We start from the raw sequence: 26,405 nt of genomic DNA, 5'->3' as shown, positions 1-26,405 counted from the left end.
ACGCATGTCTTCAGCGCTTCAAATCAACGTGCGCAGGCAAGCAAACAAAAGAAATTGTTGCACCCGTCACAATTTCGGGTTACCTTTTCACCACCGAAGCAGAACTCGCTGCCGCCGCCTTACCCGGCCGCGGCGGAATGGCACGGCTGCCCCCACCCGGGGTCAGAAACCATCCCAGCGCACCGGAAGCTGGCTCGTATTTCGAGCAGTCACCTTGCGGCCGAACGCGCTGTTGGCAGTCACTTACTCGAAGGAATTCGCCCCAATGAAGACGCGAAAAACTCTAGCCATGCTCGCCACGGTCAGTCTTGGCCTGACGATGTCGGCATTCGCCAGCCAGGCTGCAACCGCCACGACGACGCCAAGCCCAACCTCAGACGCGCTTCCCGCAGTGGGGGCCGAGGGTGGCATCGGCTCGCTCCGGGAGGAGGGCGCGAAGGCTGGCCTCATCATCGGATCCGGTTCAATCAAGGGCATGACATCAACGGCCGATGGCCGGCCCTCGAACTACCTGGCAGAACCTCAGTTCGCGGAGGTGCTGGCCGAGCAGTTCAACAGCCTGTCCCCCGAGAACGACCTGAAGTGGCAATTCGTTGAGCCGCAAGAGGGCATCTTCGACTTCGAGGGCCTGGACCGACTGGCAGCCTTCGGTAAAGCGAACGACATGCAGGTCAAGGGCCACGGCCTGATCTCGGGTTGCTGCAACCCCGATTACCTTGTATCTAAGGTCAATGACCCTGTCGCGTTCCGCGCCGCCATGGTCAATCACTTCAATACGATCATGAAGCGCTACAAGAACAAGATGGACCGCTGGGACGTCGTAACCGAGGCGCTGGAGACGATGGGTGGGGGCCTTCAGCACAACGACTTCTACAACGCCCTCGGCCCAGGCTACATCGCAGACGCGTTCCGGATCGCCCATGATGCGGACCCGAAGGCCAAGCTGTTCCTGAACGAAAACCTTGTGGAATCACTCCCAGGGAAGCGGCAGGAACTGTACGACCTCGTTTCCGGTCTCGTTGCCGACGGGGTGCCGATCAACGGCGTGGCCTTGCAGATGCACGAAACACTCCAGGGGCCTCCGCCCGGAGCCATCACCGAGATGACCAACTTCTTCCACGGCCTGCGACTCGAAGTCTCCATCGCGGAACTGGACGTGCACACATACGACCCCGTCTCCCAAGCAAAGATCTACGGCAACATCGTCACTGAGGCGCTCAACGCCGGCATCAAGGAAATCAGCGTCTGGGGCTTCACGGACAAGCACCTCTACACATGGCTCCCGGGAGCGAAACCGTGCCTGTTCGACGAGAACTACAACCCCAAGCCGGCGTACTTCGCCGTTCGTGATGCCCTGCGGAACTACGTGGAGAAGACGGAACCACTCAAGTACCCGCTCGGCAAACTACCCAAGCAGCCTGTCAGCAAACCCTCCAACACCAGCGACTTGCAACTGTAGTCCCAAAATGGACGCGGCAGCTGATTGTGCACCGGCCGCCCGGTGACACCCGTTGTGGTGCGTGGTCGCACTAACGCACCACAACGAGTGTCCTTCCTGCACAGCGGTAGAGCATCCAAGGGGTGATGGCGCCCGGGAAATCTCATCCCCTCGTAGTAGTAAGCCTTCAGTCGAGTCGGCCGGCAGCGAAATGGGAGCTAGGGTCTAGTCGACGCTGGGAACCCACGCCGTCGCCAGGAAATTGGAATCCGTCCGCCGCCACCCAATGACGCTCTCCGGCCCGGGTAGGACTCACGCCGGGCTCACCCTGGTAACGCGCAGGTTGGAGAGGTGCGACGACGGTTCTCCGGACTCTCCGAGCTTCAGCCCCGCGCTATGCACACAGTCCCGTGCCGCGGCCAAAGCATAAGTATCAGAGGAAGCGTCTTGGCCAGAAGCCCCCGCCTTGGTTATTTACACCCCAAACTGACGTCAAGGTGGTCTGACGTGGGGCGGACTTGGCTAGCGGCGAGACTCTCATATTTATCAGGGGTCCGACCAGTCAGGATGTGTGCATGCCTACCGAACGGCTCGAAGTGGACTCATCAAGTCCGTGTTCTTTGGGCTACTTCCCTGTTCGCGGGCCCTGCTCCATCTCATTTTCTTACCATTCGACTGTCGGGATGAGATGGAAGAAGATGATGAGCGGCCGTCCGGGAAACCGAATTCAGTTCGATTCTGACGCAAGCGTCGGCACCGTGACTGTTCTATTCGAGGTTGGTGACGGTACTGGAGTGCACTTCGCCGGTGGCCTGATCGACGTCGAACCGTCGCAGGTCCCGCGCCCGACGGCCTCAGCGGCCAGTTGGGCGAGTTTCAGCGCGTTGGCGGCGCAGTCGGACTCCGCCCCTCTCAGATAGCAGTGGTCGATGACGGCGTCCGGGACGATCCTGCCGCCCAATGGTCGGGTTGTTCAGCCTTCCGGACCACCATCGTTGCCGCGCTCGTTCGACCGCGCTGGACCGGCTGGTCTCGACGTCGACCACATCGACTTCCTCGGGAGCTTCGTGCGGCCTAATGGCTAAGAATCGCAGAATGTTCGTAAAATGGGATGAGTTCTCTCTAAGTCATCCCTGCATTCGGTGACCGTCAGTAGTGCTAATTGTCGCTACGGCGTGGAGCGCCTTGGCGATGGTTGGTGGGGCGAATGTTGGCTTGAAACACTCGCCCCACGGAACCGTAAGTGGTTCAGTTCAGCCTGCGCATGGCTTTGCTGGGGAGCTAACGACTTCGCAGTGCAGGATGCCAGCCGGGGAAGATCGCCCGGACCTGTCGAGATACGATCCGGGTACTCTTTCCAATGGGAGCCGCAGCGGAAGAGGGCTAGTGCTGGCATTCCCGTCACTGGTCTGCCCTACAGGGTTGATACTTTCGCCTGCTTCGGAGGATTGGGAATGTGCATGCGCTCGGAGGCCAGCATGAGGTTCGACGCATTTGCTGCCGTGAATGCGGATTCTATTGCACCGTCAATCCACCCGGCCCAGCCGGAGGCCAAGTCTGAATTGGCGAAGTGAACGCGCCCGTGGGGTACTTGAAGATGGTTGGAGTACTTCATGACTTGGCCTGGCCGGTACGCCATCCACGTTCCCAAAGAGAATTCGTCTTTGTTCCAGTCGTGCGAGTCCACCGCGAGGACGGTTGCTTCGGGGAGGAATTGGCGTACGGCATTGGTAACGGCGTCCAGGTCCGTTGCATCAATGTCAGCTTCGGCGCTGGCGAAGCAGCAAAGGTAGGTCCCGTCTTCGGTTGTGTATTCCGATGCAATCCATTTGAATGTGGTGTCGATGCCGATGCCGTAGAAGTCGTTTTCCAACTTGGGCACAAGTGCCCAGACTTTCACGGACTGTCCTGCTTGCTTTTCGGTGGCCATGGCACGGTGCGCGTGGGGGAGTTCGGGGACGAAGTTGATTCGTTCCCAGGTGTTGACGGGGGCGGTTACGATGATGGACCTGGCGAGGATCGTCTGGCCGTCCCGGGTAACGACTCGTACTTGCGCACCCTCATCCGCGATCGATGCCACAGCCGTGTCGTAGCGCACCTCGGTTTCAGCTTCGGCGAGGATGTGTTCGATAAGACTCTTCGTTCCCCCGACGAATTTGTCAGTCAGCAGGGTGTACCAGCCCACGGAGCTTCCGAAGCCGCTCACCCAGGAGATGACGTGAAGGGCGGAGAGCTCTTGAGGGTAGGCGCCGAAGTAGAAGGTGGGCCAGGCCAGAAGGAAGTCGCGTGTCTTGGCCGGGACGTTGAGGGCATCAACGTAAGCCGAGAACGGTATGTCCAGGTCTTCCAAACCTGGTTGCCCAAGGGGTGCTTCATAAAAGCGGATGCGGTCTGCGTCCTTGTCGATCTGCACGATGGCGTGCTCGAGCGCGGCCCATTCGTCGGCTGGGATGGGGAAGGCCGTGTTCAGCATCTCACCGTTGAGGGCCCCCAGCCAAAGTTTGATGCCACGGGGCTTTGGAACGTCTGGACCTTATAGCGTTCCAGCTCCGCCTGTACGAACTTCTGCTGGTCGGGGGCAATCCAGGTGCCGCCGATTTCAACTCCCTGGTCTGTTCCCTGGAACTTCCTGTACCAGGTGCGTCCGCCGAGGCGTTCGCGGCCTTCGAGCACAAGCACGGACTTCCCGTCAGCCCTTGATTCGCGGGCTGCGATTGCACCAGCGAATCCACATCCAACGACAACGACATCAAATGACTCCATTTTGGTCATCTCCTCTTTGTTGTTACTTCAGCGACGAGCCAGCCCGTCAACAGACTGTTCACGGCGATTGTTAATCGGACGTGGCAGGCTGGCGGGGTCCCGGCTGATGGTTTTGAGACCACAGATGGCCTCAACTCTTGGGTTCATAGTTGGCAAACACTCATAGTTAAGTCCGTCTGCCGTTTGGCCGATCTGCGACAGCCTTGCTGCAGCGGCGTGCTGGCTAGTAGTTCGCTGCATCTTCGCGAAACAGGTACACATAGACTGAACTATCTATGACCGAACTTCACGTGTTTCCGCACGCCGACTTCGATCTCTCGCGGGGCAGGGCCAAGGAACCAGCGTGGCCCACACCCATCCATCAGTGATCTCCTTCAGTAGCTCTTAATGTGATTCACCTTACGCCTAAGCGAGGACCCTCCGAATAGTACGTTTGCAAGAATTTCAGTGCCATATCCGGCATGTGTAACAAGTTATTCGCAGTTGGGTCCACGGTGGCTTTCTGATCCACCGTACTCAGTGAGGCGCGGTCATACGATGTGACAACTTTGGCCCTTGTCGACGTGGAAACGCGGGACGAGTATCGACATGCTCTTCTATGAGGGCTGCATCCGTGACAGGAGCCTTTTGGGGCACGTCTGGTTGGCTGATTTCTTGTACCTGCGCATGACTGAGGGCCAGGCAAACGCTTGCGCGTCGACACTGGCCCTTCAGCGGGAGGTGTTCGTCGATTTGAGAGGCCTCGAGGGGCAGCTGGCCGGGTTAGGCTCCCTGCCGGCCGATTCGGGCGTAGACCCCGGGGTTCTTTCTGCGATAGATCAGAGCGAGAGCGATACCTGCTATGAGCGAACCATAGAACAACGTCAGAAGTATGCCGGCCAGGACCTCATTGCCCCCGATCAAAAGGGCTATGTTCTGCGTACCGATCACGGCCACCACGGCAAACCCGATAGCGGCCAGACCTGGGGCCAGCAAGCTCCTCCATACCCCCACCTGATACTGCGGATTCCGGCGGAAGTAGACGATGACAGCAACGCTGGTGAGAAGCATCAGGAGGATCAGCGGATAAGCAGCGATCCCTTCGAGAATGCCGAACAAGGACGTTCCATCTACTCCGGCAATTGCCAGTACCGCGATGAAGACCAGAGCGACAAGACTCGTGGCAAGTGAGGCCACATGGGGGGAACCATGCTTCACGTGGATCCTCCGTAGAGATGCATGGAACACGTGGTCCATGCTCAGGGAGTACATGTACCTGGCACTGATATTGTGCGTGGCAATCATGGCCGCGAAAATGCTGGTGCACACCAGGGCCAGGACGACATCGAAGGCGATCTTGCCAAGGTAAAGTGCGACGGCCCCGGTGGCGGTTCCGCTCGGGTCTTCTGCAGATGCGGCAACGACGCTGCTTGCCCCCACTCCGGTGATAAGGGCCCAGGCACTGATCGCATACATGGATCCCATGGACAAGATGGAGATGTAAGTTGCCCGCGGGATCGTACGTTCTGGATTGCGCGCCTCTTCGCGGAAGACTGCCGTAGCCTCAAAACCGGCGTAACACATGACGCCCAGCAGAGCAGCCAGGCCCACGTTTCCGGAGAAAATGTTCGACGGCAGGAAAGGCGCAGCGCTCACACCCTCGGGGCCCCGCCATTGACGAACGAAGCCACGTCGAAGGCAACGATGATGACAACTTCGAAGATCATGAAGACGGTCAATATTTTGGCCGAGAGGGAGATTTCAACGTAACCGAGCACTCCGACGATGGCGATCAAGACGAAGGTGTACACCCACCATTGGATGTCAGGTCCTGAGAACACGTCTGTGACCAACGACTCCAGGGATACGCCACCAAATGCGAACGCGCCTGCGAGGAAAAAGAAGTAAGCCAGAAGGGCCAGGAACGATGCGCCGAGTCCGAGCGGTTTGCCGAGTCCTGCAGTGATATATGCGTAGAACGCACCTGGATTGGACAGGCGCCTGCCCATGCTCGTGAATCCGACAGCGAAGCAAAGCACTAACGCGCACGCCGCCAAGTATGTGACGGGGGTTCCGAGTTGATTCCCGGAGCCGATGATGAAGGGTATCAGGCCCACGAAGACAGTAAGAGGCGCATTGAAGGCCAGGACGGTGAAGACAATCCCCGATGTTGTCAGATTGCCGGTAAGCCGTTTCGTCGCCACTCCCTCAGGCGGCGATTCAGGGATTTCTTTCTGTTCATTCACAGTTGTCATTTCTATGCTCCAAAAATTATGGCCGGGGTAAGCCGGGCCTTGCTGCGGAGGGAATGCAGTCGATGCCGGCATGGCTGGCCGGGCTGCGTCTCGACATGTTGTGTGCGCTGCCTACCCGTACGCTCCTCAGGATCAGCTGATGCTCGTGTTCTCTAGGTCGGCACCGGCGCCGTTAGTGGTGTACCGGCTGATCGAATGTGCGCTGGGTCTCATTTCTTACATCAAGAAAACCACCTGACCTACAGCAGACCAATAGTGGCAAGTTACATATCTTTGATTTTTTTCATACGGATGTCTAAAGCTAGCCGTGCGTTGCGGCAGGCCTGGTTCAGGCCACGGGTTTGGGACTTCGGCGCTGGGACATGGGAACGATCCCAGAGTGATGGGCTCGGGTGTCGAGGCTGGATGGCTCCAACATTTCTTTGCCACGGGCTCACCCCCACCACAAAATCGACGGATCCGGCATTGATATGAAAAGGATTATCTTTTGTGGCATTTTCAGCATGGCTGCAGTGGTCTTGCTCGCGTAAGTTCGAGTCTGTTCAGCTACCGGATATGGCTTGTCTATCCGATGCTCTCTTGTCAATTACCCGAGGGCGCTTCCTGGCCGCCCAGGCCGCGCACCGAAATCCTCTAGGAGTACTGTGGAGCACGTCACCACCCGCGAAGTGATTCTTTCCCTCAGCTGCCAAGACACCGTGGGCATCGTCCACGCCGTCTCAGGCTTCCTGGTCGAACACGGTTGCAACATTCTCGCCAGCCAGCAGTTCGATGACTCGTCGATCAAACGGTTCTTCATGCGCGTCCAAGCTACCTACCCTTCCGAGGTCGCCGTTGGTGAGCTGAAGGCAGCCTTCCAGACGACGGCGGACAAGTTCGGCATGAACTGGACCATGTCCGACGCAGCCGACCGGCCCCGGGTCGCACTCCTTGTCTCCAAGGCTGAACATTGCCTGAACGACTTGCTGTTCCGGTGGCGGTCCGGGCAACTCAAAGTCGATTTCCCTTTCATCGCATCCAACCACCAAACACTCCAACCCGTGGCCGAAGCGCACGGTATCCCCTTCTTCCACATCCCTGTGACACCCGAGACCAAAGAGGCAGCAGAAGAAAAGCTTCTTGCCTTGATCGCCGAACACCAGGTCGATCTGACCGTCCTGGCCCGTTATATGCAGGTCCTCAGCGATGACCTCTGCAGCGAACTTGCCGGCAAGGCCATCAACATCCATCACTCTTTTCTTCCCGGCTTCAAGGGTGCCAAGCCCTATCACCAGGCGTTCGACCGCGGCGTGAAACTGGTCGGCGCCACGGCTCATTACGTGACCGCCGAGCTTGATGAAGGGCCCATCATCGAGCAGGAAGTGCTTCGGGTTGGACATGACTACAGCCCGGCGCAACTGGCAGTCACCGGACAAGATGCTGAACGGCTAGCCCTGGCACGTGCCGTGCAATGGCATGCCGAACAGCGGGTCCTGCTGAACGGCAACCGCACTGTCGTTTTCAACTAACGAATCACCCTTGCGCCCCTCGCGGTGCACCGATCAAACAGAAGTGAGAATTCCTATGGACCGCCTCGTCGACCGCTCCATCAGCGCCAAAGCCTTCACCGAGACCTCCCGCGATCCGCTTCCGCCCCGGGTCCGGACCGTCATCGTGGGAGGTGGGATTGTAGGAAGCAGCATCGCCTATCACCTGGCTGCTGCGGGCGAGAGCGACATTCTCTTACTTGAAGGCAATGTTCTCGGCAGCGGCACCTCCTGGCACGCGGCAGGCCTCGTAACCGGCGCCCGAGGATCATCCACAATGACCAAGCTCTCAAAGTACGGCTTGGAGTTTTACACCCAGTTGGAGCAGATGTCCGGGATTGACGTGTCCTTCCAACGGTCCGGTTCCCTCAGCGTCGCCCGCACGCCCGGCCGCGTCGATGAACTCCTCTACGCCAAGGACGTAGCTGATCAGCAAGGCGTCCGCACGGAGTGGCTCACAGAAGACCGTTTCCATGAGGTGTGGCCGTTGGCCAGCCACGCAGGCGTCCTTGGTGCGCTTCTGCTGCCGGATGACGGACACATCAACCCGGGCTACGCCACCATAGCCTTCGCCAAGCTTGCCCATCAGTTGGGCGCCCAGATCCGTGAGAGTGTCACGGTCGAGAAGATCCTGCGTGAGAACAACAAGATCGTTGGCGTCCTCACTGACCAGGGCGCCGTCCACTGTGATCGTGTGGTCCTCGCCTGTGGCTTGTGGACCCGGGATTTGGCCGCAACAGCTGGCGTTCACGTGCCGCTGTACGCAGCCGAGCATGTGCACGTCAGGACCGGGCAGATCGATGGAGCAGCGCCGCAGCTGCCGGTATTCCGGGACCTGGACAGCAGCTACTATTTGCGCCATGAACAAGGCCGGCTGCTGGTAGGTGCTTTTGAACCCGACGGGCTACCCCGCCCGGTCGAGGATATCTCCACAGCAGGCTTTGCCGAATTCGACGCCAACTGGAACCACTTCGCTCCCATCCGGGCGAAGGCTGAAACCACGGTGCCCGCCCTGGCGACAGCTGGATATGACCGCTTTCTCAACGCTCCCGAGAGTTTCACCCCTGATGCGAATTTCGCCCTCGGAGAGACCGCTGAGGTATCGAATCTGTATGTCGCAGCCGGTTTCAATTCCCAAGGCATCATTTATGCCCCCGGCGTAGGCAAGGAACTCGCAGAGTGGATTATCTCAGGGACGCCCCGTTTCGATTCATCCAGCGTAGACGTGCAGCGGTTTTCCCGGCACCAGAACAGCCGTAGGTACCTCAAAGCCCGCACCAAGGAAGGGCTTGGTCGGCTCTATGCCATGCACTGGCCAAACCTTCAAATGGACACAGCTAGGAACGTACGCCGCACTCCCCTGCACTCCAGGCTGGCCGAACTCGGAGCATGCTTTGGCGAGGTCAACGGTGGGGAACGCGCCAACTGGTACGGAGACCCCGGCACGTATCCGGCCTACGACTATAGCTACGGCCGCCCTGGCTGGTTCTCCCGCGTCGAGGAGGAACACAAAGCCGCCCGCGAAGGAGTCGTGCTCTTTGACCTGAGCCCCTTCGCGAAATTCGAGGTGGCCGGGCGTGACGCGCTGGCTGTTTGCCAGCAAGCCTCTACCGCCGACGTCGACGTTGAGGTGAACAAGGCGGTCTACACCCTGTTCCTCAACGACTCTGCAGGAATCGAGCTCGACGGCACCATCACGCGCCTCGAAGAGGAACGCTTTCTCGTTGTCACTCCCTCCTTTACACAGCAAAAGACCCTTGCCTATCTGAAGCGACTGGCCAAGGGCCGGGCCGCCTCGGTGTTCGACTGCACAGCCGCCCTGGCCACGATCGGAGTCATGGGACCGAAAAGCCGGGAACTGCTTTCCCGGATTTCACCGGAGGACTGGTCCGACGACGCCCAGGGATACACCCATGGCCGGACCGTTGAAATTGCCGACGGCTACGCCTACAGCCTGCGGGTCAGCTTCGTAGGTGAACTCGGCTACGAGCTGTACCCCAGTGCTGATCTTGCAGTGAACATTTTCGATGCCCTCTGGGACGCCGGCCAGGACTTGGGCATCCGTCTGGCCGGATACCACGCCCTCGATTCGCTCCGAAGCGAAAAGGGATTCAGGCACCTTGGACACGACATCGGCCCCATTGACGATCCCTACTCGGCCGGTCTTCGCTTCACCGTTGCCCTGGATAAACCCGGCGGCTTCGTTGGCAAAGAGGCGTTGCTGAAACTCGATCCCGCCACACCCGAGCATCGCACCGTGTATGTTGCCATCGACGATCCCGAACCGGTCTTTGTTCACGACGAAACCGTCTATTGCAACAACATTCCCGTCGGCCGGATGACCAGCGGAAGCTACGGCCACACACTTGGCCGTGCGGTAGGCATTGCAGCAATCGACCCCGAAACGGACCTTACCGGTTCATTCGAAGTCCAATGCAAGGGCCGACTGTACCCGGCCACCGTCTCGCGCCGTCCGTTCTATGACCCCAAGGGTGAACGTCTGCGCGGCTGACACCCGAGGCAGTCCGCAGTTCCCCTCAGGGAGCTGCGGACTCCCCCGTCAAGGGCCCGGACAGCGGAGCCCTATGAGCCACACGAAAGGACTGACCATTGTCAGAGAATCTGATGGAACGTGAAACATCCGTTGCCCTGCGCGGCACGGGCCGCGTTCTCGACGGCAAAGCAACCGCAGCAAGCATCAAGGCAGAACTGGGCGGACGCGTCGCTGCGCTCAAAGACGCCGGCATCGCTGTCGGGCTGGGCACCGTTCTGGTCGGAGACGACCCGGCAAGCCACTCCTACGTAGCTGGAAAGCATCGCGATTGCGCTGAGGTCGGGATCGAATCCATCCGCCGGGATCTTCCTGCCGACATTTCACAAGAAGACCTCGAAGCAGTCCTGTTAGAGCTCAATGAGGACCCTGCCACCACCGGGTATATCGTCCAGCTTCCCTTGCCGGCACACATCGACCAGAACGCCGTCCTGGAAAAGATTGCCCCCAACAAAGACGCCGACGGGCTGCACCCAACCAACCTGGGCCGACTCGTGCTGAACGTCGGAGAAACCATCGATTCGCCCCTCCCCTGCACGCCGAGCGCCATTGTCGAGCTGCTCGAACGGCACAACATTGCCCTGACCGGGATGGAAGTGCTCGTGATCGGGCGCGGCGTAACTGTCGGACGGCCCTTGGGCCTGTTGCTGACACGTCGTGCCATCAACGCCACTGTGACCCTGGCACATACGGGCTCAACTGACCTTGGCAGGCTGATCGCCCGCGCGGATGTAGTCATTGCCGCAGCGGGCGTGCCCGCTATCGTCAAGACCCCCCAGCTCAAGCCAGGAGTGATTGTTCTGGACGTGGGAGTGTCTCGGAGCGTTGACGAGGCCACCGGTAAGTCCAGGCTGCAAGGTGATGTCGAGACCGGCGCCGAAGCGGTCGCCAGCTGGTACTCACCGAATCCCGGTGGTGTTGGTCCCATGACCCGGGCCATGCTCCTCGTCAATGTCGTGGACATAGCCGCACGAACAACTCCGAACGGACAGTAAACCAGAAGGAATTCGTCGTCGGCAGGCGAAGCTCGCAACAAAGCTCACCCACATAAACCCTGCGCAAGCCCACGACGAACAGCGACGGCTCAAGAAAATTGAGGTCATCGCAACAGATGCCCCGCCCCTTAGGGAGCGGGGCATCTCTCGTCTCTGCCCGAGCCTGCTGCTGTGACAGGAGGCGTTTAAACCGCTGCAGCGCCGGCCGTTCCAAGGCCGGCGCTGCAGGTTCGGACTTTCAAATCGCGTAGAGGGTCAAGGGATCGTCTCGCAGGTGCAGCGACCGGGACCCCGGTTCGTTGCGGAGCCAGATAATGCTTCCATCCTCAAAAAGCGTATCCACGAGTGCACGGGTGACTTGGCCATCACCGTTATCCACCTGAACCGGTTGACCCGGGCTGAGGTCCGTCCAGTCGGAGATCTCGTTGACCAACGGGCGGTTCACTGTGCCCATGTCTTCCCCTTCGTCCCGGTCGTGTCAGGGCCGATCCAGACGGTCTTCATGTTAGTGAATTCGCGGATGCCTTGGCGGCCGAGTTCGCGTCCATACCCCGATTTCTTGATGCCACCAAAAGGAAGACGCGGGTCAGAGACCACCATTCCGTTGACGAAAACCGCTCCGGCATCCAGTCGGCGCACGACTGCCTTTGCTCTGTCCGTATCTCGGGTCCACAAGGAAGCGGCCAGTCCGAACTCGGTCTGGTTGGCCAGTGCGATTGCTTCTTCGGTGGACGAGACGCGGGTGATAGCAGCTACCGGGCCAAAGGTCTCTTCGTCAAAGGCGGCGTGCCCCGGAACGACCCGGTCGATGATCGTTGGCGGGTAAAAATACCCGAGCCCCTCAGGCAGTTCTCCACCCAGCAGGAGCCGTCCTCCTGCCTCCAGGGTGCGCTGGACCTGATCGTGAAGTGTGGCGCGGAGGTTTTCTCGGGCCATGGGTCCCATGTCGGTGGCAGGGTCAAACGGATCGCCAAGGATAAGTTCCCGAGTCTGGATCACGAACTCGGCAACGAACTCGTCGGCGATCTCTTCATCGACGATGAAGCGTTTGGCGTTGATGCATGCCTGTCCCGCGTTGGTGAAGCGGGCCCTAACTGCGGTCCGTGCGGCGTCCTTGATATCCGCATCGGATAAAACGATGAACGGGTCGGACCCACCGAGCTCCAGGACCTGTTTCTTGAGGGCCGCTCCGGCCTGGGAAGCGACGATGGCGCCGACTTGAGTGGAACCGGTGAGCGCGACCGCGGCGATCCTGTCGTCAGCGATAATAGCAGCGACCTTCTCTGGTTCGATCAGGACCGTGGCACAAAGACCAGGGGCCAAACCCGCCTTGTCGAGAATGTCCTGTACGGCCAACGCTGAACGGGGCACGTTGTTCGCATGCTTGAGGATCGCGCCGTTCCCGGCCACTAGCGCCGGGAGCGCGAAGCGGAAGAACTGCCAGAAAGGATAGTTCCATGGCATGATGGCCAGCACGACGCCCAGCGGCTCGTAGACCACACCGCTTTCCTTGACGTCGGCGTCTATGCTTTCGAAATCCAAGAACCTGACGGCGTTTTGGGCGTAGAAGTCCGCGGCGACGGCGGACTTTTCAATCTCGGCCCGAGCCTCGGAAATAGGCTTGCCCATCTCCAACGTGATCAGGTGCGCGTATTCGTTGACGTTTTCACGTAGGATCTTGGCTGTGTTCCGGAGGATCTGTACGCGATCCTCAACGGATACCAGCCGCCAGGCCTTCTGCGCGTCAACGGCGGCAGTAAGGATCCCGTCGATCTGGAAGTATGAGTGCGTATCGAACGTTTGAAGTTGTTTGCCCGTAGCCGGGTTGATCGTGGAGATCATGGGATTCTTCCTTTGGGAAAGGGGGATAAACGTCCCGGTGTTGAACCAGTCCGGGCAGCCGTGGGGAAAGTACTGCCGCCGCGTTCTGAATAGGTATTCCAGTCAAGACACGGCGGCAGGAGGTGCTGGATTCACCAGCACCGTTGCACCTGGAAGGTCATCCATCCAGTCCTGTCAACAAGTTTGAAAACTTGTTGTGGTCCGATGACCTCATGTGTTGCGGGGTCAGGCTCCAGCGGCTACGTAGCTGTGGGAGTTCTGGACGGCAGCTTCTTCGCTGCCCTGTGCACCACGCCAGGCTTCCTTGTCCTTATAGGGGAACCACCAGAAGTCGTGGCTGGAAGCTGCCGGATCGATCATGACGAGTTTGGTGTGACGGAAGGTGTCGAGCCCTTCGGCGCCCAGCTGGCGGCCAATGCCGGACATTTTGCGGCCACCGAAGGGTCCTGCATCGTTGTCGAGGATCGGCGCGTTGACCCACACCATGCCGCTAACGATTTCGTTGGTGGCTCGGGTGATCTCTTCGATGTCCTTGGAGTACAAGGTAGCGCCGAGACCGAAAGGCGAGTCATTGGCGATCTTCAAGGCCTCTTCGAAGCTCGAGACCTTATAGACCGGAGCAACGGGTCCGAACACCTCGGTGGTGAAGATGTCCATGTCCGGGCGCAGGCCCTCCAGGACTGTGGGCGCGTAGAAGAACCCGTCCTGCAGCTCCCCGCCGAGGTTCAACCTGTGTCCGCCGATGGTGACGGCGGCGCCTTGCTCAACGGCCCGGGCGACCAGCTGCTCTACGCGGGCAACCTCACGTGCGTTTTCCATCGGGCCGAAATCGACCTTGTCGAGGCCGTGGCCGATCCGCAACCGCTTCACGTTAGCGACAAACGTTTCCATGAACTGGTCGTAAACGTCCTCATGGACAAGGATCTTCTCGGCAGAGGTGCACACCTGGCCGGCGTTGAAGAAGGACGCAAAGGTAGCCGCGCGGGCTGCCACGTCAATAGGGGCAGACGGCATAACCAGGAAAGCATCACTGCCCGAAGCTTCAATCAGATGCGGCTTGAAGTGCTCAGCACAGGCCCGTGAAACAGCCTGGCCGGTCGCAACACTTCCGGTGAAGGCAATCATGTGGGTGTTCTTGTGGGAGACGAGCTGCTTCGCCGTGTCGGCACCACCGGAGACACACTGGACCAACCCAGTAGGCAGGTTCCGGAAGACCCGCATGAAGGAAAGAGTCGTCAGGGAGGCGTTTTCCGAGGGTTTGACGATCACAGAGTTGCCCGCTGCCAGGGCAGCTGCCGCGGACCACATCAGCAACAGAATGGGGAAGTTCGCAGGAAGGATGCTGACCACCGTGCCCATGGGCTCCTTCAAGGTGTAGTGGGTCTGGCCGACAACAGAGGTGCCCAGAACCGAACCAATCGAGTGCCGACCGAGTTCTGCGTAATAGTCCACTGCAGAACCTGACCAAGCCATTTCGTCAGAGCTTTCCTTATACGGCTTGCCCGTTTCACGGGTCAGTAGTTCAGCAATTTCGGGTGCGAGCTTCTTCATCTCCGCTGCCACTTTGTGCAGCATCTCGGCACGATCCAGTGCCGTATAGGCGTACCATGCCTTCTGCGCAGCGTTGGCGGTAGCAACGACGGCTTCAATGTCGTCGTGGCCGACCTCAGCCATTTGGCCGATGACTCTATTGTTGGAAGGGTCCACGACATCGCGGCCCTGCGATACGGGGATGTACTCTCCGTTATGGAAGAAGGTGTTGCTAACTCGAGCGAATTCGAGATTGGCATTCATGAGTGGTTCCTTACGTTGTTCATTGGTATAGGCAAAGAGTGGTTGGGGCGCTGCCGGCGGCTCTACTGTGCCCGGACGATCGAGTAGGACTTGACGAGCTCTGTTTGCACGCTCCAGCGGCCCGCCCAGCCCTCAGGGAGAGCCACAATTGTCCCCGCCCGCAGGTTGGTTTCCTGCCCTTGGTCATCGATAAGTTGACCCTGGCCGTCAACGATGTGAATGAACTCCCTGTAGCCAGTCAGCTTGGTGGTGAATTCGCCAGGAGTGACCTTCCAAAGGCCGGCTTCCGTGCCAGGATCGCCGTACAGGACCAGAGTGCTTGCCGAAGGGGCACCGGAGAGGACGCGCTCCGGGCTTATAGGCACCTGCTCGGGCCACTGGATATCGTCTGTAGTTGCTACGGCCGCGTTCATGCGCTGGCCGCCTCAACTTTGAGACCCTGGACAGCATTCCTGATCCTGACCGCCGCTCGTTCGCCGCTGCGGAGTGCGCCTTCCATCAGGCCGGTGAAGTCAGGATCAGCGTACTCGCCGGCGAAGAGGAGGTTGCCTACCGGGCGTTCCAGTTCTTCCGCATCAGTTCTTCCTCCGCCTGGGGCGAAAGCTGCATAAGCGCCGCGGGCGAGAGGATCGTTGCGCCAAACCGTGGCGACGGCGTCACTCTCACTGAAGTCCAGTTCCGGGCGAATGTGCCGGGCATGGGTTATCCACGCGTTGAAATCCCCGTCGCCTTGTGCCCGGTCCAAAGCGCCAGGAGAGCCCATAAAGGAATTGAGCACAGGAGTGACCGAACCGGTATTGTCCTGCGCAGTCCATGTCCAGAAGCGGCCGTTCGTTGACATCACCGCGCTCGTTGCCGGGACGGATCGCAGCGGGAGGTGAAGCTTGGCCGCATCCCCTTGCAGTACCCGGTTCAGTGCGCTGGTCTTCCATTCCGGAACCGACAGGGCAAGAGTCGCTTGGTCCCGCACGATGGACAATGGGAGCGCCACGACGGCGGCGTCGAAAGTCGCGCTGCCTGCCGATGTTTCCACGAGGACTTCTTCGCCGAGGTCTGTAACCGCGTGAATGGTTTCCCGGTAGTGCACCGAGTCGCCGAGACGGGCAGCCAAGGCTTTAGGAAGCTCCTGGTTTCCGCCGCTGATCCTCCAACTCGGACGCGGCTCGAAGGATGCAATGTGCTCAAGAGTGTCAGCGCTGACTTGATCTGCCGCGACAGCGGTGGAGATTTCGATACGAGCGCGAAGTGCATCCACGAGCCGATCATCGCAGTCCAAACGTTGCAGGACCTTTTCTGCGGACGGTGGTGAGGGGTAGGTTCGGGCGATGGCGGCAGCTGCTCGGCCTGCTTCTACCACGTCTTGCGTGCTGATGTCGGGGGTGTCCGCCAGAGCACGAACGTAGTAGCTCATGCCGGTGTCAACCAGGGACAAGCCGGTCAAATCAAGCAGGCGCCGCATCGTCGTGTAACCATGCAATACGAACTCGGCGCCCCGTTCGATAACGCAGGGTTCTTCGCGCCCGGCCGTGATTGATTCTGACCAGACGCGCCCCCCGGACCTGTCCCTGGCCTCAAGAACGGTCACATCGAAGCCATCGGCTCTTAGCTGCGTAGCAGCTGCCAAGCCTGCAAGTCCAGCTCCCAAAACCGCGATGCGGGAACCCTGACGAAGGGCGCTCATGATGCAACGTTCATCGTGTGGACCAAAGCCGTTCGCGCTTGGCCACCGATTCGCCATACTGCGGTCCGCTGCATGGAGAAAGGTGCAGTATCTGGTGACATGTCGGAGCCATCTCCTTTGACGATTCTATTTGTTGTGTGACTCACACTAGTAACCGCAACGCAAGAGAAGTATGGTACAGACGTAAGAAATTTGATGCTTATTAGTGTTGCAGTAAGGTTTTTGCATGGAACAGTCAGTGTTGACCGTCAACGATCTCGTTAGCACTCAAAGCTTGGGCACCCGCGTACTGGCCGGAGCCGCCGGCTTGGAACGCCAGGTTCTCTGGGCGCATAGCTGCGAACTTAACGACCCGGCAAGGTGGCTCGGTCCGCATGAATTGCTGATGACCGTCGGGCTCTGCGTCCCGCATGGTGCCAAGGAGCAGAGCACCTTCATTCAAAGACTCAATGAAGCCGGGCTGGCAGGCGTCGCACTAGGTGACCACCCCAGCCTGCCCCCGTTGACACAAGAACTCCTCGACGAGGCCGACAGATTGGGATTCCCGGTCCTGCTGACAAACGAGGAAACACCGTTTGCCGCGATAGGGCGCACGGTTGCAGCCGCCACGGCCACCACCCAAACACTCCAGGTCCTCAAGCTGAGCAAGCTCTACCAGCTCTCGACCTATGCCCATGCGGACCCAGCACGCCTGATGGACGACCTGCAGGCACTCTTTAGGTCCAGGCTCACCGTACTTGACACCCAGACCGGATTGACGATCATACAAGGACCGCCATTGCCCACGCTGACATCAACGGCACGGCAACGCTCTTATACACTTCCTGGTGAGCGTGGCGTGAAGTTAGTAGTTGCAGAATTCCCCGGGGAAGAGGTCAGCAGCTTCCTGCTCATTCACATCCTGCAGGTCGTTGACGTAGCCGTGAGTCAACTTTTGACCACAATCCGGGAAAGGGCCGATCGCTCTAAGGTCATGCTTGAGGCGATTCTGGAAGGACGGATACCTGAGAATATCGACGACGTCCTCAAACCGAATGCGATGGCGGAGGGATACAAACTAATAGCCATCAAGACCGAAGACGGTCCGAAAACAGCGAGGGCAGTCTCGATTGCTGCCCTGCCTGTACTCACCGGAACAGGGCGGCACTCCTATTTCCTAATGGTGCCGGAACCGGCCCTTCCGGATACACGCAAACTTCTCGAAGATCTCGGGATCCGCGCCGCAGCATCCTCGACATACCTGGATATCCGCGATGCAAAAGTCGCAGCCGAGGAAGCACACAAAGTCTTGTCCTCCGGCGGGACGAACGACAACTGGGTCGACTTCACCGGCGTACCTGTATCGCTTCTGGCAAGATCCAGGAAAGAAGCAGACAGTATTGTCCGGCAGGTACTCGGAAGCCTTGCAGACCTGGACCCGAAAACGACGGCCCTAAGGGAGACCCTCTTTAGCTTCCTGAAGAATGACCGCCGCTGGAACGAAACTGCCGCTGAGCTGGGCATCCATCGACAGACACTGTCTTACAGGCTTGCCAAAATAAAAGAGACAACCGGGCGGGACACCTCTACCTCTGCAGACTTCGCCGCACTCTGGCTGGCATACCAAGCATGGCTTTCCTACCCACCAAGCGCTGCACAACAACGACCAGCGCTTCGCCGGTAAAGGCCCCAGCTACTGCGATCGCCAGCCAGTTGCCCGTAATCCCTAGCTTGCTCCTCGTGGCTGACCTTCCCCGAAAAGACGGGCCTGTTCGACCAGTTCCGTCATCCAGGGTCGATGGCCCTGTCGAAACGTCAGACCCTCGGGCAGGCCTTGAGCGGTAGCCTGGGAGCCGATGACTTCAATAGTGATGGGACCTCTGCCTGTCGGTGCGTTGATGATGTGCAGATCGCCAAATGACTCCGGAATAGCCGGGTCCATCCACAAGCCCCCTCGGGAAACATGGGCGTCGTAGCGCAGCAGGCTCATGACCAGGTGTATCGGCGTCGTGGCAGCCCACGCCTGGGGCGAACAAGCGGCGGGATAAGGTATGGGCTGCGGAAATTCATCCCGACCGAATCCGCAGAACAGCTCCGGAAGACGGCCATCCGAATACTCAGCCGCCTCAAACAGAGCTACGGCTATACGCTGTGCCTCGGCCACGAATCCATATCGCACGAGGCCGGTGGCTATGATCGCGTTGTCGTGCGGCCACACGGAACCATTGTGGTAACTCGCCGGGTTGAAGGCCCCCATGTCACTCGCCAAAGTCCGCACCCCCCAGCCACTGAACATTTCTGGCGACATCAGACGGTCGACAACGAGGGGCGCCTTATCCTCATCCACGATCCCCATCCACAGGCAGTGGCCCATGTTCGATGCGCAAGCGTCAACCTGCCGTTTCTTTGCATCCAGCGCAATCGCGTAATAGCCGCGTTCCGGCATCCAGAACTGTTCGTTGAACTGCTTCTTGAGTCGCGCAGCCTTTTCCGCCAACTCGGACCCCAGAGAGTCATCGCCGGCGTCGTAAGCCATCCAAGCACGCGAAAGATATGCGATATAGACGTAGGCTTGGACTTCGCACAGTGCGATGGGAGGTTCCGCGAGAGTCCCATCGGCGAAGTTGATGCCGTCCCACGAGTCCTTCCAGCCCTGATTGATCAGTCCCCGCTCGTTAAGACGCTCATATTCAACAAAGCCGTCACCGTCTTTGTCACCGTAATCGCGAATCCAGGACAGCGCGCGATCCGCATGCGGCAGCAGGGCAGCTACCGTATCGGAGGCAAAGCCCCAACGACTAAGCGCCCCTATGGTGTTCACGAAGAGGGGCGTGGCGTCCACACTGCCGTAGTAAACGGATTTACCACCCAATGACAATCCACTTGAGACACCGAGCCTGACTTCGTGAAGAATCTTTCCAGGTTCTTCCTCCGTCAGCGGGTCTACAGCCTTGCCCTGGCGGTCGGCAAGGGTCTGCAAAGTGCCAAGGGCGAGAGAGGGGTCCACAGGAAGCGCCATCTCAGAAGCCCACAACGAGTCACGTCCAAATAGAGTCATGAACCAAGGGGCGCCAGCCGCCACAACAACCCGCTCCGGTTGATCAGGATCTTCAATCCTCAGAGCGCCCAGATCGTCATAGCTCCGCTGTAAAGTGCGTTCAACAGAACTGTTGCCCATACGCATTGCCGGGATCTTGGCTACCCACTCCTGTCGGCGGCGATCCTGGGGGGATAAGCCCTTTTCATCCGATCCCCTGAACGGTAGTGCCTCCCTTCCCTCAACTGCGGGGACAACGGTCAGTCCAGTGGTCCAGGAATCGCGCGGTGAAACGACCGCCTGATAAGTCACACTCCGAGGCTCGACGACAGCACCGGCGGTATTAATGTCAACGCCCCTGCGGACCTCTTCCCAAGCCGCCCGAATTTGTAGTGAATTTTCGTTCGCTTGGTGGGTTTTGTCCCAGCGGTGCTGAATCCTCGCCTCCTTAACCTCGAACAGATCAGCAAAATCCGCTTCTACGCTAAACCGAATGACACAATGGAACGGCTCCGACGAATAGTTGCGCACTGTGATCTGCTCCAACATTCCCTCACTCACCTCCCGCAGTCGTTCGACAATCAGAGAGCTGTCCGCATGGCCGTCGGTTCGAGGGACACGGCAAATAAACTGGGCCCTATAGGGTTCCTTTCCCCCCGCTGCCAAAGGCTCAAGAGCCAATCCGTTGATCGTGAGATTCCAGCAAGAGATGATCCGCGTGTCATGGACAAACAATCCGTGCGGAAGTGCCGGATCCATGTCCCCATTCGGAGAAGAGATACAGAAGGACGAACCCTCCACCAAGGTAACGGCTCTGGATCCGGGCGTACCTGCCAATGTATCGGCATTCCATCCAGCCACGTGCAGTCCCTTCAACGGCTGGTCAGTTGGGTGCCAACGGAGAACCTTCGAGTCCCGCTCAAGCCTTCGTCCTTCGTCGCTAAAATCGACGCTACGCCTGACTTCCTCCCGGCACCATAGCTCGATGAGGTGCGACTGAGGCTGGCAGTTTCCCTCAAGACAAGATGGCATTGATGGCGGCATCCGACCAGCGACGAGGGCCAGCCGCCGCACGAGGTTCGTTGTCCTGGGCGGTAAGTTCCCACATGGGAGGTGAACGACCGTAAAGTCCCACGGCTAAACCCGTAATACATGGGAACTGGCTACACCCCAACCTGACGTCGGCCACGCCTCGATAGGACGTCAGGCAAGGATCCAAACCGCAATTCTCTGACACCCCACGAACGGTGTCTTAGCCCCTAACCTGACACCCTAATCAGAGTCACCTGTTCAAAATAGGCGCAGCGGCACACCCGGCAGCGGAGGAACGGCGGGCATCTTTCCATCGGCGGGCACCTTCCCACCGAAGCGCCGCGGCGCACCAGGCGCCAGCCGTGGCTATCCCTACCCCACCAGATTCTCCGCCGCACCATCCATGTGCGAAATGATGGTCTCCCGCGCCTTCGCGGCATTACCGGTTTCGATCGCAGCGACAATGTCGTGATGCCGGCCCGACGCTCATGTTCCGGGTGGCGCGCTCCAACCCGGCAAACATGATGGACATCCGGATGGAGCCCTCCAGGGATTCCCACGAGTGCAGCAGTGTCTCGTTTCCGGACAGGCGGCAGAGCGTGCGGTGGAATTCGAGGTCGGATTCGATCCGTTCCTCCAAGGATGCCTTCGCTGCCTTGTCCATATTGTCGACGGCGGCACGCAGTTCCGCGAGCGCGGTCTCCTTGTCCGGCATCTCGCTCAGGGTGCGGGCGGCGAGTGATTCAAGGACTCCTCGAACCGCGAAGATGTCGCGAATCTCCTTGACGTCGAGGTGCCGCACGGAAAGCCGACCCCGGGCACCGGCGGAGACCAGGCCTTCCTGCTCCAGTTGGCGCAGGGCTTCCCGGAGTGTGCCTCGGCTGATTTGGAGCATTTCAGACAGTTCGGTTTCCACGAGGTGCCGCCCAGGCTCAAGCTCACCGCTGGTGATCGCACTACGCAGAGCGGCGAGTGCCTGCTCGCGCAGGCTCTTCTTCTCCAGTCCCAGCAGGGATGCGGTGACGGCCATCGTGTGTGTCCTCAAATTCTATTGGCGACTGCTAACAGTCCGGTGTTAACTGTTGATACTACGGGCAGCGGTGCGGGACCGGCAGTAATTGCCGATCCCGCACCGCTGTCCGAACAAGACTTCAGCCCAATTCAGCCAGCACCTTCGCCACGATCCGGTCAACAGACAGCCCGTACCGCTCGTGCAGCGTTGGCAATGCACCGGCGTCGAGGAATTGGTCCGGAAGCGCGATGGGAACCACTCGCTTGCCGAGACCGGCGGTTACGACGGCGGATGCAACGGTTTCGAACAGACCGCCAACAACCGTGTGGTTTTCCAGCGTGACGGCCAGGCGGTCGGTGTTCAGCTCGGCCAATACAGTGTGGGAGTCGAACGGCTTGATGGTGGGCGTGTGCACCACGGCGACATCCACGTTGTGCCTAGCAAGCGCATCCGCAGCCTGCAGGGCACGCATGGTCATCAGACCTGAGGATACGAAGACGACGTCGTTGCCGCCTCGCAGGACCTTGGCCTTGCCGAGCTCGAACGTGTAGTCGTACTCATCCAGGACGGTGGGCACGTTGCCGCGCAGCAAGCGCAGGTACGTCGGCCCGTCCGAGGCCGCAAGCTGCGGGACAGCCTGCTCAATGTCCACCGAGTCGCAAGGATCCACGATGGTCAGGTTGGGCATTCCGCGGAAGATCGCCATGTCCTCGGTTGCCTGGTGGCTCGGTCCGTAGCCGGTGGTCAGGCCGGGAAGCCCACCAACAATGTTGACGTTGAGGTTCGGCTCGGCGATATCCAGGCACAGGAAGTCGTACGCGCGGCGGGCGGCGAACACCGAATACGTTGACGCGAACGGAATAAGTCCCGTCTCCGCCATGCCTGCTGCGGCTCCGAAGAGTAGCTGCTCCGCCATGCCCATTTGTAAGAACCGGTCCGGAAAGGCCTTGGCGAAGATGTGCATGTCCGTGTACTTGCCAAGATCGGCGGTGAGTCCAACAATCCTGGAGTCAGCCTCGGCTGCCTTGACGAGCGCGTGCCCAAACGGCGCCGAAGTCGTCTTCTGGCCGGGGTCCGCGAAGGACGCGATCATGGCCGAGGTCTTCAGCTTCGGCTTGGCCGGCGAACCCGGCGAACCCGCCGCTGTCGTCACTGTGCTCATGCGGAAGCCGTCCCTTCGTATCCTGCGGTCAGCTGCTCGCGGCAGATCTGCCATTCGTGTTCTTCAATGCGCATGAAGTGGGCCTTTTCGCGGGTTTCCAAGAGAGGCACGCCGCGTCCAACTTTGGTGTCGCAGAGGATCACTGATGGCCGCCCGACTGCAGCTGACTGCGAACTGATGTTGTCGAACGCTGCCAGCAGCGCACCGACGTCGTTCCCGTCCACCCGCTGCGTGTACCAACCGAACGCTTCCCACTTCTCCGTGACCGGCTCGGTGCGCAGCACGGTATCCGTGGCGCCGTCGGCTTGGAGGGCGTTGATGTCCACCATGGCGGTGAGGTTCCCGAGCTGGTGGTGATGCGCGCCCATGGCGGCCTCCCACGTGGAGCCCTCATCCAACTCACCATCGGAGAGGAAGTTGATCACTCGGGACGCGGAGCCCTGAAGACGCAGGCCCAAAGCCATTCCGACGGCGATCGTCAGGCCGTGTCCCAGCGAACCGCCGGAGATCTCCATGCCCGGCGTGTAGGTGGACATGCCGGACATTGGGAGGCGGGAATCGTCGGAGCCGTACGTTTCGAGCTCCGCGACAGGCACGATTCCGGCTTCGGCCAATGCTGCGTAGTGGCCGATTGCGTAGTGGCCCGTGGAGAGAAGGAAGCGGTCGCGTCCCTCCCAGTGCGGATCTTCGGCACGGTATGTCAGCTGGCCGGCGTAGACGGCGGCCAGCATGTCAGCGGCGCCGAGGGCCTGGCCAACGTAACCCTGGCCTTGGACCTCGCCCATGGTCAGGGCGTGGTGGCGGATGCGGTAGGCGGCGGCACGGATGCGCTCTACCCGCTCGGCCGCGGGAGCGGCCGGAGCTGTTTCAACTGATGAGAGAGTCACTGGTTTCCTTTCGGAGCCGGGCGCGCGCCGATGGGGAGTACGCGCCCGACGTCGATGGCTGCTTAGGCGTTTACCGTCTGGGGAGTTTTGCTGGCGGCTTCTTCGGCGAGCGAACGCTCACGCTTGCCCCAGGTTTCCCGGGTGATGAGTGCTGCCCACAGGCCGATGGCTGCGTAGAAGCTGAACAGCAGCGCCGGTCCCATCCAGCCCATGCTGACGAATAGCAGGGTGGTGATGAAGGGGGTGAACCCGGAGACCATCGCGGAGATCTGGTATGACAGCGAAGCTCCGGATGAGCGGGTCTTGGCCTGGAAGAGTTCGGGGAACCATGCTCCCTGGGCTCCGGCGAGGGAATTCTGGCACACGGCGTAAGCGACGACGATTGTCGCGATGATCAGCAGGAACAGGCCCGTGTTGACCAGCATGAACATCGGGATTCCGAAGACGACGGCGAACGCGGTGGACCAGATGTAAACAGGACGGCGACCAACGCGGTCCGTCAGTTTGCCCCAGAAGTAGGTGGCGAAGATACCGATGCCGGCTGCCACGCAGAGCGCCACCAGGGTTTCAGTCTTGTCCGCCAGCTTGTTGGTGTGAAGGTAGGAAATCATGTAGGTCACGGACACTGCGTAACCGGCGGTTTCGGCAATACGGAGGCCGATGCCACGGACGATGTTGCGCCAGTCGGTCTTGATGACATCCACAATGGGAGACTTCACGATGTCGCCCTTGGATTTGACGTCCTCAAAGACCGGCGACTCGGGAACCTTGGAGCGGATGATGAGGCCCACGGCAACCAGCACGATGCTTGCGAGGAACGGTACGCGCCAGGCCCATTCGCTGCCGAGTCCCACGCTGCTGAGGAAGACGAGGTTTGCGAGCAACAGGCCAACCGGGAAGCCGGCCTGCACGATTCCCGTGAACTGGCCCTTCTTCCGCCACGGTGCGTGCTCGTAACTCATGAGGATTGCGCCGCCCCACTCAGCACCGAAGGCCAGGCCTTGGATGACCCGCACGATCACCAGCAGGGCGGGAGCCAGGAGGCCCACCTGCTGGTAGGTGGGCAGAAGGCCGATAGCGAATGTCGCCAGGCCCATCAGGATGAGCGAAGCCACCAGGACCGGCTTGCGGCCGAGCTTGTCGCCGAGGTGGCCACCTATGATGCCACCCAACGGACGGGCAGCGAAGCCGACGCCGAGGGTCGCGAAGGATGCCAGGGTGCCAGTCACCGGGTCGGCGCCCGGGAAGAACGCTGTACCGAAGTACAGTGCAGCGGCGGTGCCGAAACCGTTGAAATCGTAGGTTTCGATGACTGCGCCAACGCCCGAACCGACGGCAACGCGCTTTGCTTCCTTGGTTCCATGAACCGGACCACGCATGGTCAGAGCTTCATTGCTCATTTGTGTATTTCCCTTTCGAAGAGTGAGGCGCTTCTTAGGCAACTTCACTGTCGACAGTCAACATAATACGTCAACTGTGACGGAGGACACCAGCAATGTCAACAGTCAACTTCAAAGGTTGACTGTCAACAGTCAACCCAGCTAACGTGGTCTCCATCACTAAGGCCTTCTCCGCCGAGGGCCCCAACTTGAGGATCAACGACGATGTTCCATCACCGACTGGGCTGTTCTTCCATCAGCTTCCGCCACCAGGATTTGGCCACAGCCCTGAAAACCATGGGCGGCCTCGGCTTCGAAGAAATCGACCTTGGAGCGCTGCCCGGCGTTTGCGACCACGTGCCCTACGTACTGGACGCTGAGGCAGTCGAGACGGTTGCCGCCGTCGTCAATAACGCGGGCCCTGCGGGTCCGCTCGGTCAATGGCGACGTCGGGGACCTGAACGCAGTGCTCGACGGCGGTGCGCATGAAGCGCGCGATCGGCACCTGGAGATGCTGCTCGCCTTGGCGGCAAAGACCGGCGCGAAGGCTCTGGTCCTGCCGTGCGGCGCGATCGACCATGACCCGGTGAAGAGCTTGGAAGAGGACATCGACGCTGTGGCAGCTCAACTGATCTACGCGTCTGCCCGCGCCAAAGAGTTCGGCGTCGAGCTGTGGACCGAATCCCTGCACTACTACCGGTTGTGCTGGAACACGGAGCGCGCCCAACTGCTCGCCGACCGCCTGGCGGGCTCCGACGTCGGAATCGTCATGGACTTCAGCCACATCGTCGCCTCCGGAGGCGACCCCGTGGACTTCGTCAATCGTTTCTCCGCCAGCATCAAACACGTCCACTTGCGGGACGCTGTGCCCGTCACGGAAATCGAGCCGGGGAACATCAACCTCAGCATCGGCAATGGCAAGGCCGACTTCGCTGCCGGACTCGCAGCCCTGCGGGACGTTGGCTACACCGGCCACTTCTCCCTGGAGCTCGAAACCAGGGACGTCACCCATGATGAACGCCCGGCAGCCGCAGCCAAGGCGGCCAGTTACATCACAGACCTCATCTGAACTTTTTCCACCAACCACCATTCA

The 26,405-nt window shown here is 59.9% G+C and carries 17 protein-coding genes and 3 pseudogenes; 7 read left to right on the top strand and 13 right to left on the bottom strand.

From position 1 onward, the window contains the following. Window positions 1-265: 265 nt before the first annotated feature. Both LDP01_RS12600 and LDP01_RS12595 read left to right on the top strand, forming a co-directional pair. Window positions 266-1,459 (top strand): endo-1,4-beta-xylanase, encoded by a 1,194-nt coding sequence (locus tag LDP01_RS12600; protein ID WP_224092672.1) that lies wholly within the window; start codon window positions 266-268, stop codon window positions 1,457-1,459. A gap of 737 nt (window positions 1,460-2,196) precedes the next feature. Beyond that, a complete protein-coding gene (locus LDP01_RS12595; RefSeq protein WP_224092664.1) occupies window positions 2,197-2,358 on the top strand; it encodes a hypothetical protein in 162 nt (53 codons plus the stop codon). 494 nt (window positions 2,359-2,852) lie between these two features. Here LDP01_RS12595 and LDP01_RS12590 read toward each other — a convergent pair whose 3' ends face one another. The 3 genes and pseudogenes from LDP01_RS12590 to LDP01_RS12580 form a co-directional block, all read right to left on the bottom strand. Next, on the bottom strand, window positions 2,853-3,911 hold the full coding sequence (locus LDP01_RS12590; RefSeq protein ID WP_224092656.1) for a flavin monoamine oxidase family protein: 1,059 nt from the start codon (window positions 3,909-3,911) through the stop codon (window positions 2,853-2,855). Further along, window positions 3,905-4,201, bottom strand: a complete 297-nt coding sequence (locus LDP01_RS12585) for an FAD-dependent oxidoreductase (RefSeq protein ID WP_224092647.1) — start codon at window positions 4,199-4,201, stop codon at window positions 3,905-3,907. Before LDP01_RS12585 ends, LDP01_RS12590 begins: the two co-directional genes overlap by 7 nt. 762 nt (window positions 4,202-4,963) lie before the next feature. Continuing rightward, window positions 4,964-6,435: pseudogene (locus LDP01_RS12580) on the bottom strand (amino acid permease). A 644-nt stretch (window positions 6,436-7,079) separates the two neighbouring features. Between LDP01_RS12580 and purU the strand changes: the two are divergent. From purU to LDP01_RS12565, 3 genes are all read left to right on the top strand, one after another. Beyond that, window positions 7,080-7,943 carry a formyltetrahydrofolate deformylase gene (gene purU, locus LDP01_RS12575; RefSeq protein ID WP_224092635.1) on the top strand — a complete coding sequence of 288 codons (864 nt, stop codon included), beginning with the start codon at window positions 7,080-7,082 and terminating at the stop codon, window positions 7,941-7,943. A gap of 55 nt (window positions 7,944-7,998) precedes the next feature. Further along, window positions 7,999-10,473, top strand: coding sequence for a GcvT family protein (locus tag LDP01_RS12570; RefSeq protein ID WP_224092633.1), 2,475 nt, complete (start codon window positions 7,999-8,001; stop codon window positions 10,471-10,473). A gap of 113 nt (window positions 10,474-10,586) precedes the next feature. Then, window positions 10,587-11,507: a bifunctional methylenetetrahydrofolate dehydrogenase/methenyltetrahydrofolate cyclohydrolase gene (locus tag LDP01_RS12565; protein WP_224093935.1), complete on the top strand. Its 921-nt coding sequence runs from the start codon at window positions 10,587-10,589 to the stop codon at window positions 11,505-11,507. Between the two features lie 238 nt (window positions 11,508-11,745). Here LDP01_RS12565 and LDP01_RS12560 read toward each other — a convergent pair whose 3' ends face one another. The 5 genes from LDP01_RS12560 to LDP01_RS12540 all read right to left on the bottom strand — a co-directional run bounded on the left by LDP01_RS12560 (window position 11,746) and on the right by LDP01_RS12540 (window position 16,824). Next, on the bottom strand, window positions 11,746-11,961 hold the full coding sequence (locus LDP01_RS12560) for a hypothetical protein (protein ID WP_224092623.1): 216 nt from the start codon (window positions 11,959-11,961) through the stop codon (window positions 11,746-11,748). Next, entirely contained in the window at window positions 11,949-13,349 is a 1,401-nt protein-coding gene (locus tag LDP01_RS12555) for an NAD-dependent succinate-semialdehyde dehydrogenase (protein ID WP_224092622.1), read from the bottom strand. The genes LDP01_RS12560 and LDP01_RS12555 overlap by 13 nt, the downstream gene beginning before the upstream one ends. 225 nt (window positions 13,350-13,574) lie before the next feature. Further along, complete coding sequence (locus LDP01_RS12550; protein WP_224092620.1) at window positions 13,575-15,143, bottom strand: aldehyde dehydrogenase family protein; 1,569 nt, start codon at window positions 15,141-15,143, stop codon at window positions 13,575-13,577. Window positions 15,144-15,205: 62 nt separating this feature from the next. Continuing rightward, window positions 15,206-15,556 (bottom strand): cupin domain-containing protein, encoded by a 351-nt coding sequence (locus tag LDP01_RS12545; RefSeq protein WP_224092618.1) that lies wholly within the window; start codon window positions 15,554-15,556, stop codon window positions 15,206-15,208. Further along, on the bottom strand, window positions 15,553-16,824 hold the full coding sequence (locus LDP01_RS12540) for a flavin monoamine oxidase family protein (protein WP_275964888.1): 1,272 nt from the start codon (window positions 16,822-16,824) through the stop codon (window positions 15,553-15,555). The genes LDP01_RS12545 and LDP01_RS12540 overlap by 4 nt, the downstream gene beginning before the upstream one ends. A 226-nt stretch (window positions 16,825-17,050) precedes the next feature. Here LDP01_RS12540 and pmfR point away from each other — a divergent pair, with 226 nt between their 5' ends. Next, window positions 17,051-18,487, top strand: a complete 1,437-nt coding sequence (gene pmfR / locus LDP01_RS12535) for a transcciptional activator PmfR (RefSeq protein ID WP_224092615.1) — start codon at window positions 17,051-17,053, stop codon at window positions 18,485-18,487. Between the two features lie 42 nt (window positions 18,488-18,529). Here pmfR and LDP01_RS12530 read toward each other — a convergent pair whose 3' ends face one another. From LDP01_RS12530 to LDP01_RS12510, 5 genes and pseudogenes are all read right to left on the bottom strand, one after another. Next, window positions 18,530-20,701: an amylo-alpha-1,6-glucosidase gene (locus LDP01_RS12530; RefSeq protein WP_224092613.1), complete on the bottom strand. Its 2,172-nt coding sequence runs from the start codon at window positions 20,699-20,701 to the stop codon at window positions 18,530-18,532. A 543-nt stretch (window positions 20,702-21,244) separates the two neighbouring features. Further along, window positions 21,245-21,902 (bottom strand): annotated as a pseudogene (locus LDP01_RS12525) (GntR family transcriptional regulator). Window positions 21,903-22,023: 121 nt separating this feature from the next. Beyond that, window positions 22,024-23,046 (bottom strand): transketolase family protein, encoded by a 1,023-nt coding sequence (locus tag LDP01_RS12520; protein WP_224092612.1) that lies wholly within the window; start codon window positions 23,044-23,046, stop codon window positions 22,024-22,026. After that, window positions 23,043-23,933 carry a transketolase gene (locus LDP01_RS12515; protein ID WP_224092610.1) on the bottom strand — a complete coding sequence of 297 codons (891 nt, stop codon included), beginning with the start codon at window positions 23,931-23,933 and terminating at the stop codon, window positions 23,043-23,045. The genes LDP01_RS12520 and LDP01_RS12515 overlap by 4 nt, the downstream gene beginning before the upstream one ends. Window positions 23,934-23,995: 62 nt before the next feature. Then, window positions 23,996-25,333 carry an MFS transporter gene (locus LDP01_RS12510; protein ID WP_224092609.1) on the bottom strand — a complete coding sequence of 446 codons (1,338 nt, stop codon included), beginning with the start codon at window positions 25,331-25,333 and terminating at the stop codon, window positions 23,996-23,998. A 204-nt stretch (window positions 25,334-25,537) separates the two neighbouring features. On the opposite strand from LDP01_RS12510, the pseudogene LDP01_RS12505 reads away from it, so the two are divergent. After that, window positions 25,538-26,381: pseudogene (locus LDP01_RS12505) on the top strand (sugar phosphate isomerase/epimerase family protein). Window positions 26,382-26,405: the final 24 nt, after the last annotated feature.

It is taken from the genome of Arthrobacter sp. StoSoilB13, from assembly GCF_019977255.1.
GTDB lineage: Bacteria > Actinomycetota > Actinomycetes > Actinomycetales > Micrococcaceae > Arthrobacter.
The sequence above is the reverse complement of the archived record's forward strand: the minus strand, read 5'-3'. Positions and strand labels throughout refer to the sequence as shown.

What these genes read in the sequence shown, in the direction of transcription:
- LDP01_RS12600 (WP_224092672.1), top strand. Translation starts at nt 266, where the DNA reads ATGAAGACGCGAAAAACTCTAGCCATGCTCGCCACGGTCAGTCTTGGC.
- LDP01_RS12590 (WP_224092656.1), bottom strand. Translation starts at nt 3,911, where the DNA reads ATGCTGAACACGGCCTTCCCCATCCCAGCCGACGAATGGGCCGCGCTC.
- LDP01_RS12585 (WP_224092647.1), bottom strand. Translation starts at nt 4,201, where the DNA reads ATGGAGTCATTTGATGTCGTTGTCGTTGGATGTGGATTCGCTGGTGCA.
- LDP01_RS12570 (WP_224092633.1), top strand. Translation starts at nt 7,999, where the DNA reads ATGGACCGCCTCGTCGACCGCTCCATCAGCGCCAAAGCCTTCACCGAG.
- LDP01_RS12565 (WP_224093935.1), top strand. Translation starts at nt 10,587, where the DNA reads ATGGAACGTGAAACATCCGTTGCCCTGCGCGGCACGGGCCGCGTTCTC.
- LDP01_RS12560 (WP_224092623.1), bottom strand. Translation starts at nt 11,961, where the DNA reads ATGGGCACAGTGAACCGCCCGTTGGTCAACGAGATCTCCGACTGGACG.
- LDP01_RS12555 (WP_224092622.1), bottom strand. Translation starts at nt 13,349, where the DNA reads ATGATCTCCACGATCAACCCGGCTACGGGCAAACAACTTCAAACGTTC.
- LDP01_RS12550 (WP_224092620.1), bottom strand. Translation starts at nt 15,143, where the DNA reads ATGAATGCCAATCTCGAATTCGCTCGAGTTAGCAACACCTTCTTCCAT.
- LDP01_RS12545 (WP_224092618.1), bottom strand. Translation starts at nt 15,556, where the DNA reads ATGAACGCGGCCGTAGCAACTACAGACGATATCCAGTGGCCCGAGCAG.
- LDP01_RS12540 (WP_275964888.1), bottom strand. Translation starts at nt 16,824, where the DNA reads ATGAGCGCCCTTCGTCAGGGTTCCCGCATCGCGGTTTTGGGAGCTGGA.
- pmfR (WP_224092615.1), top strand. Translation starts at nt 17,051, where the DNA reads ATGGAACAGTCAGTGTTGACCGTCAACGATCTCGTTAGCACTCAAAGC.
- LDP01_RS12520 (WP_224092612.1), bottom strand. Translation starts at nt 23,046, where the DNA reads ATGAGCACAGTGACGACAGCGGCGGGTTCGCCGGGTTCGCCGGCCAAG.
- LDP01_RS12510 (WP_224092609.1), bottom strand. Translation starts at nt 25,333, where the DNA reads ATGAGCAATGAAGCTCTGACCATGCGTGGTCCGGTTCATGGAACCAAG.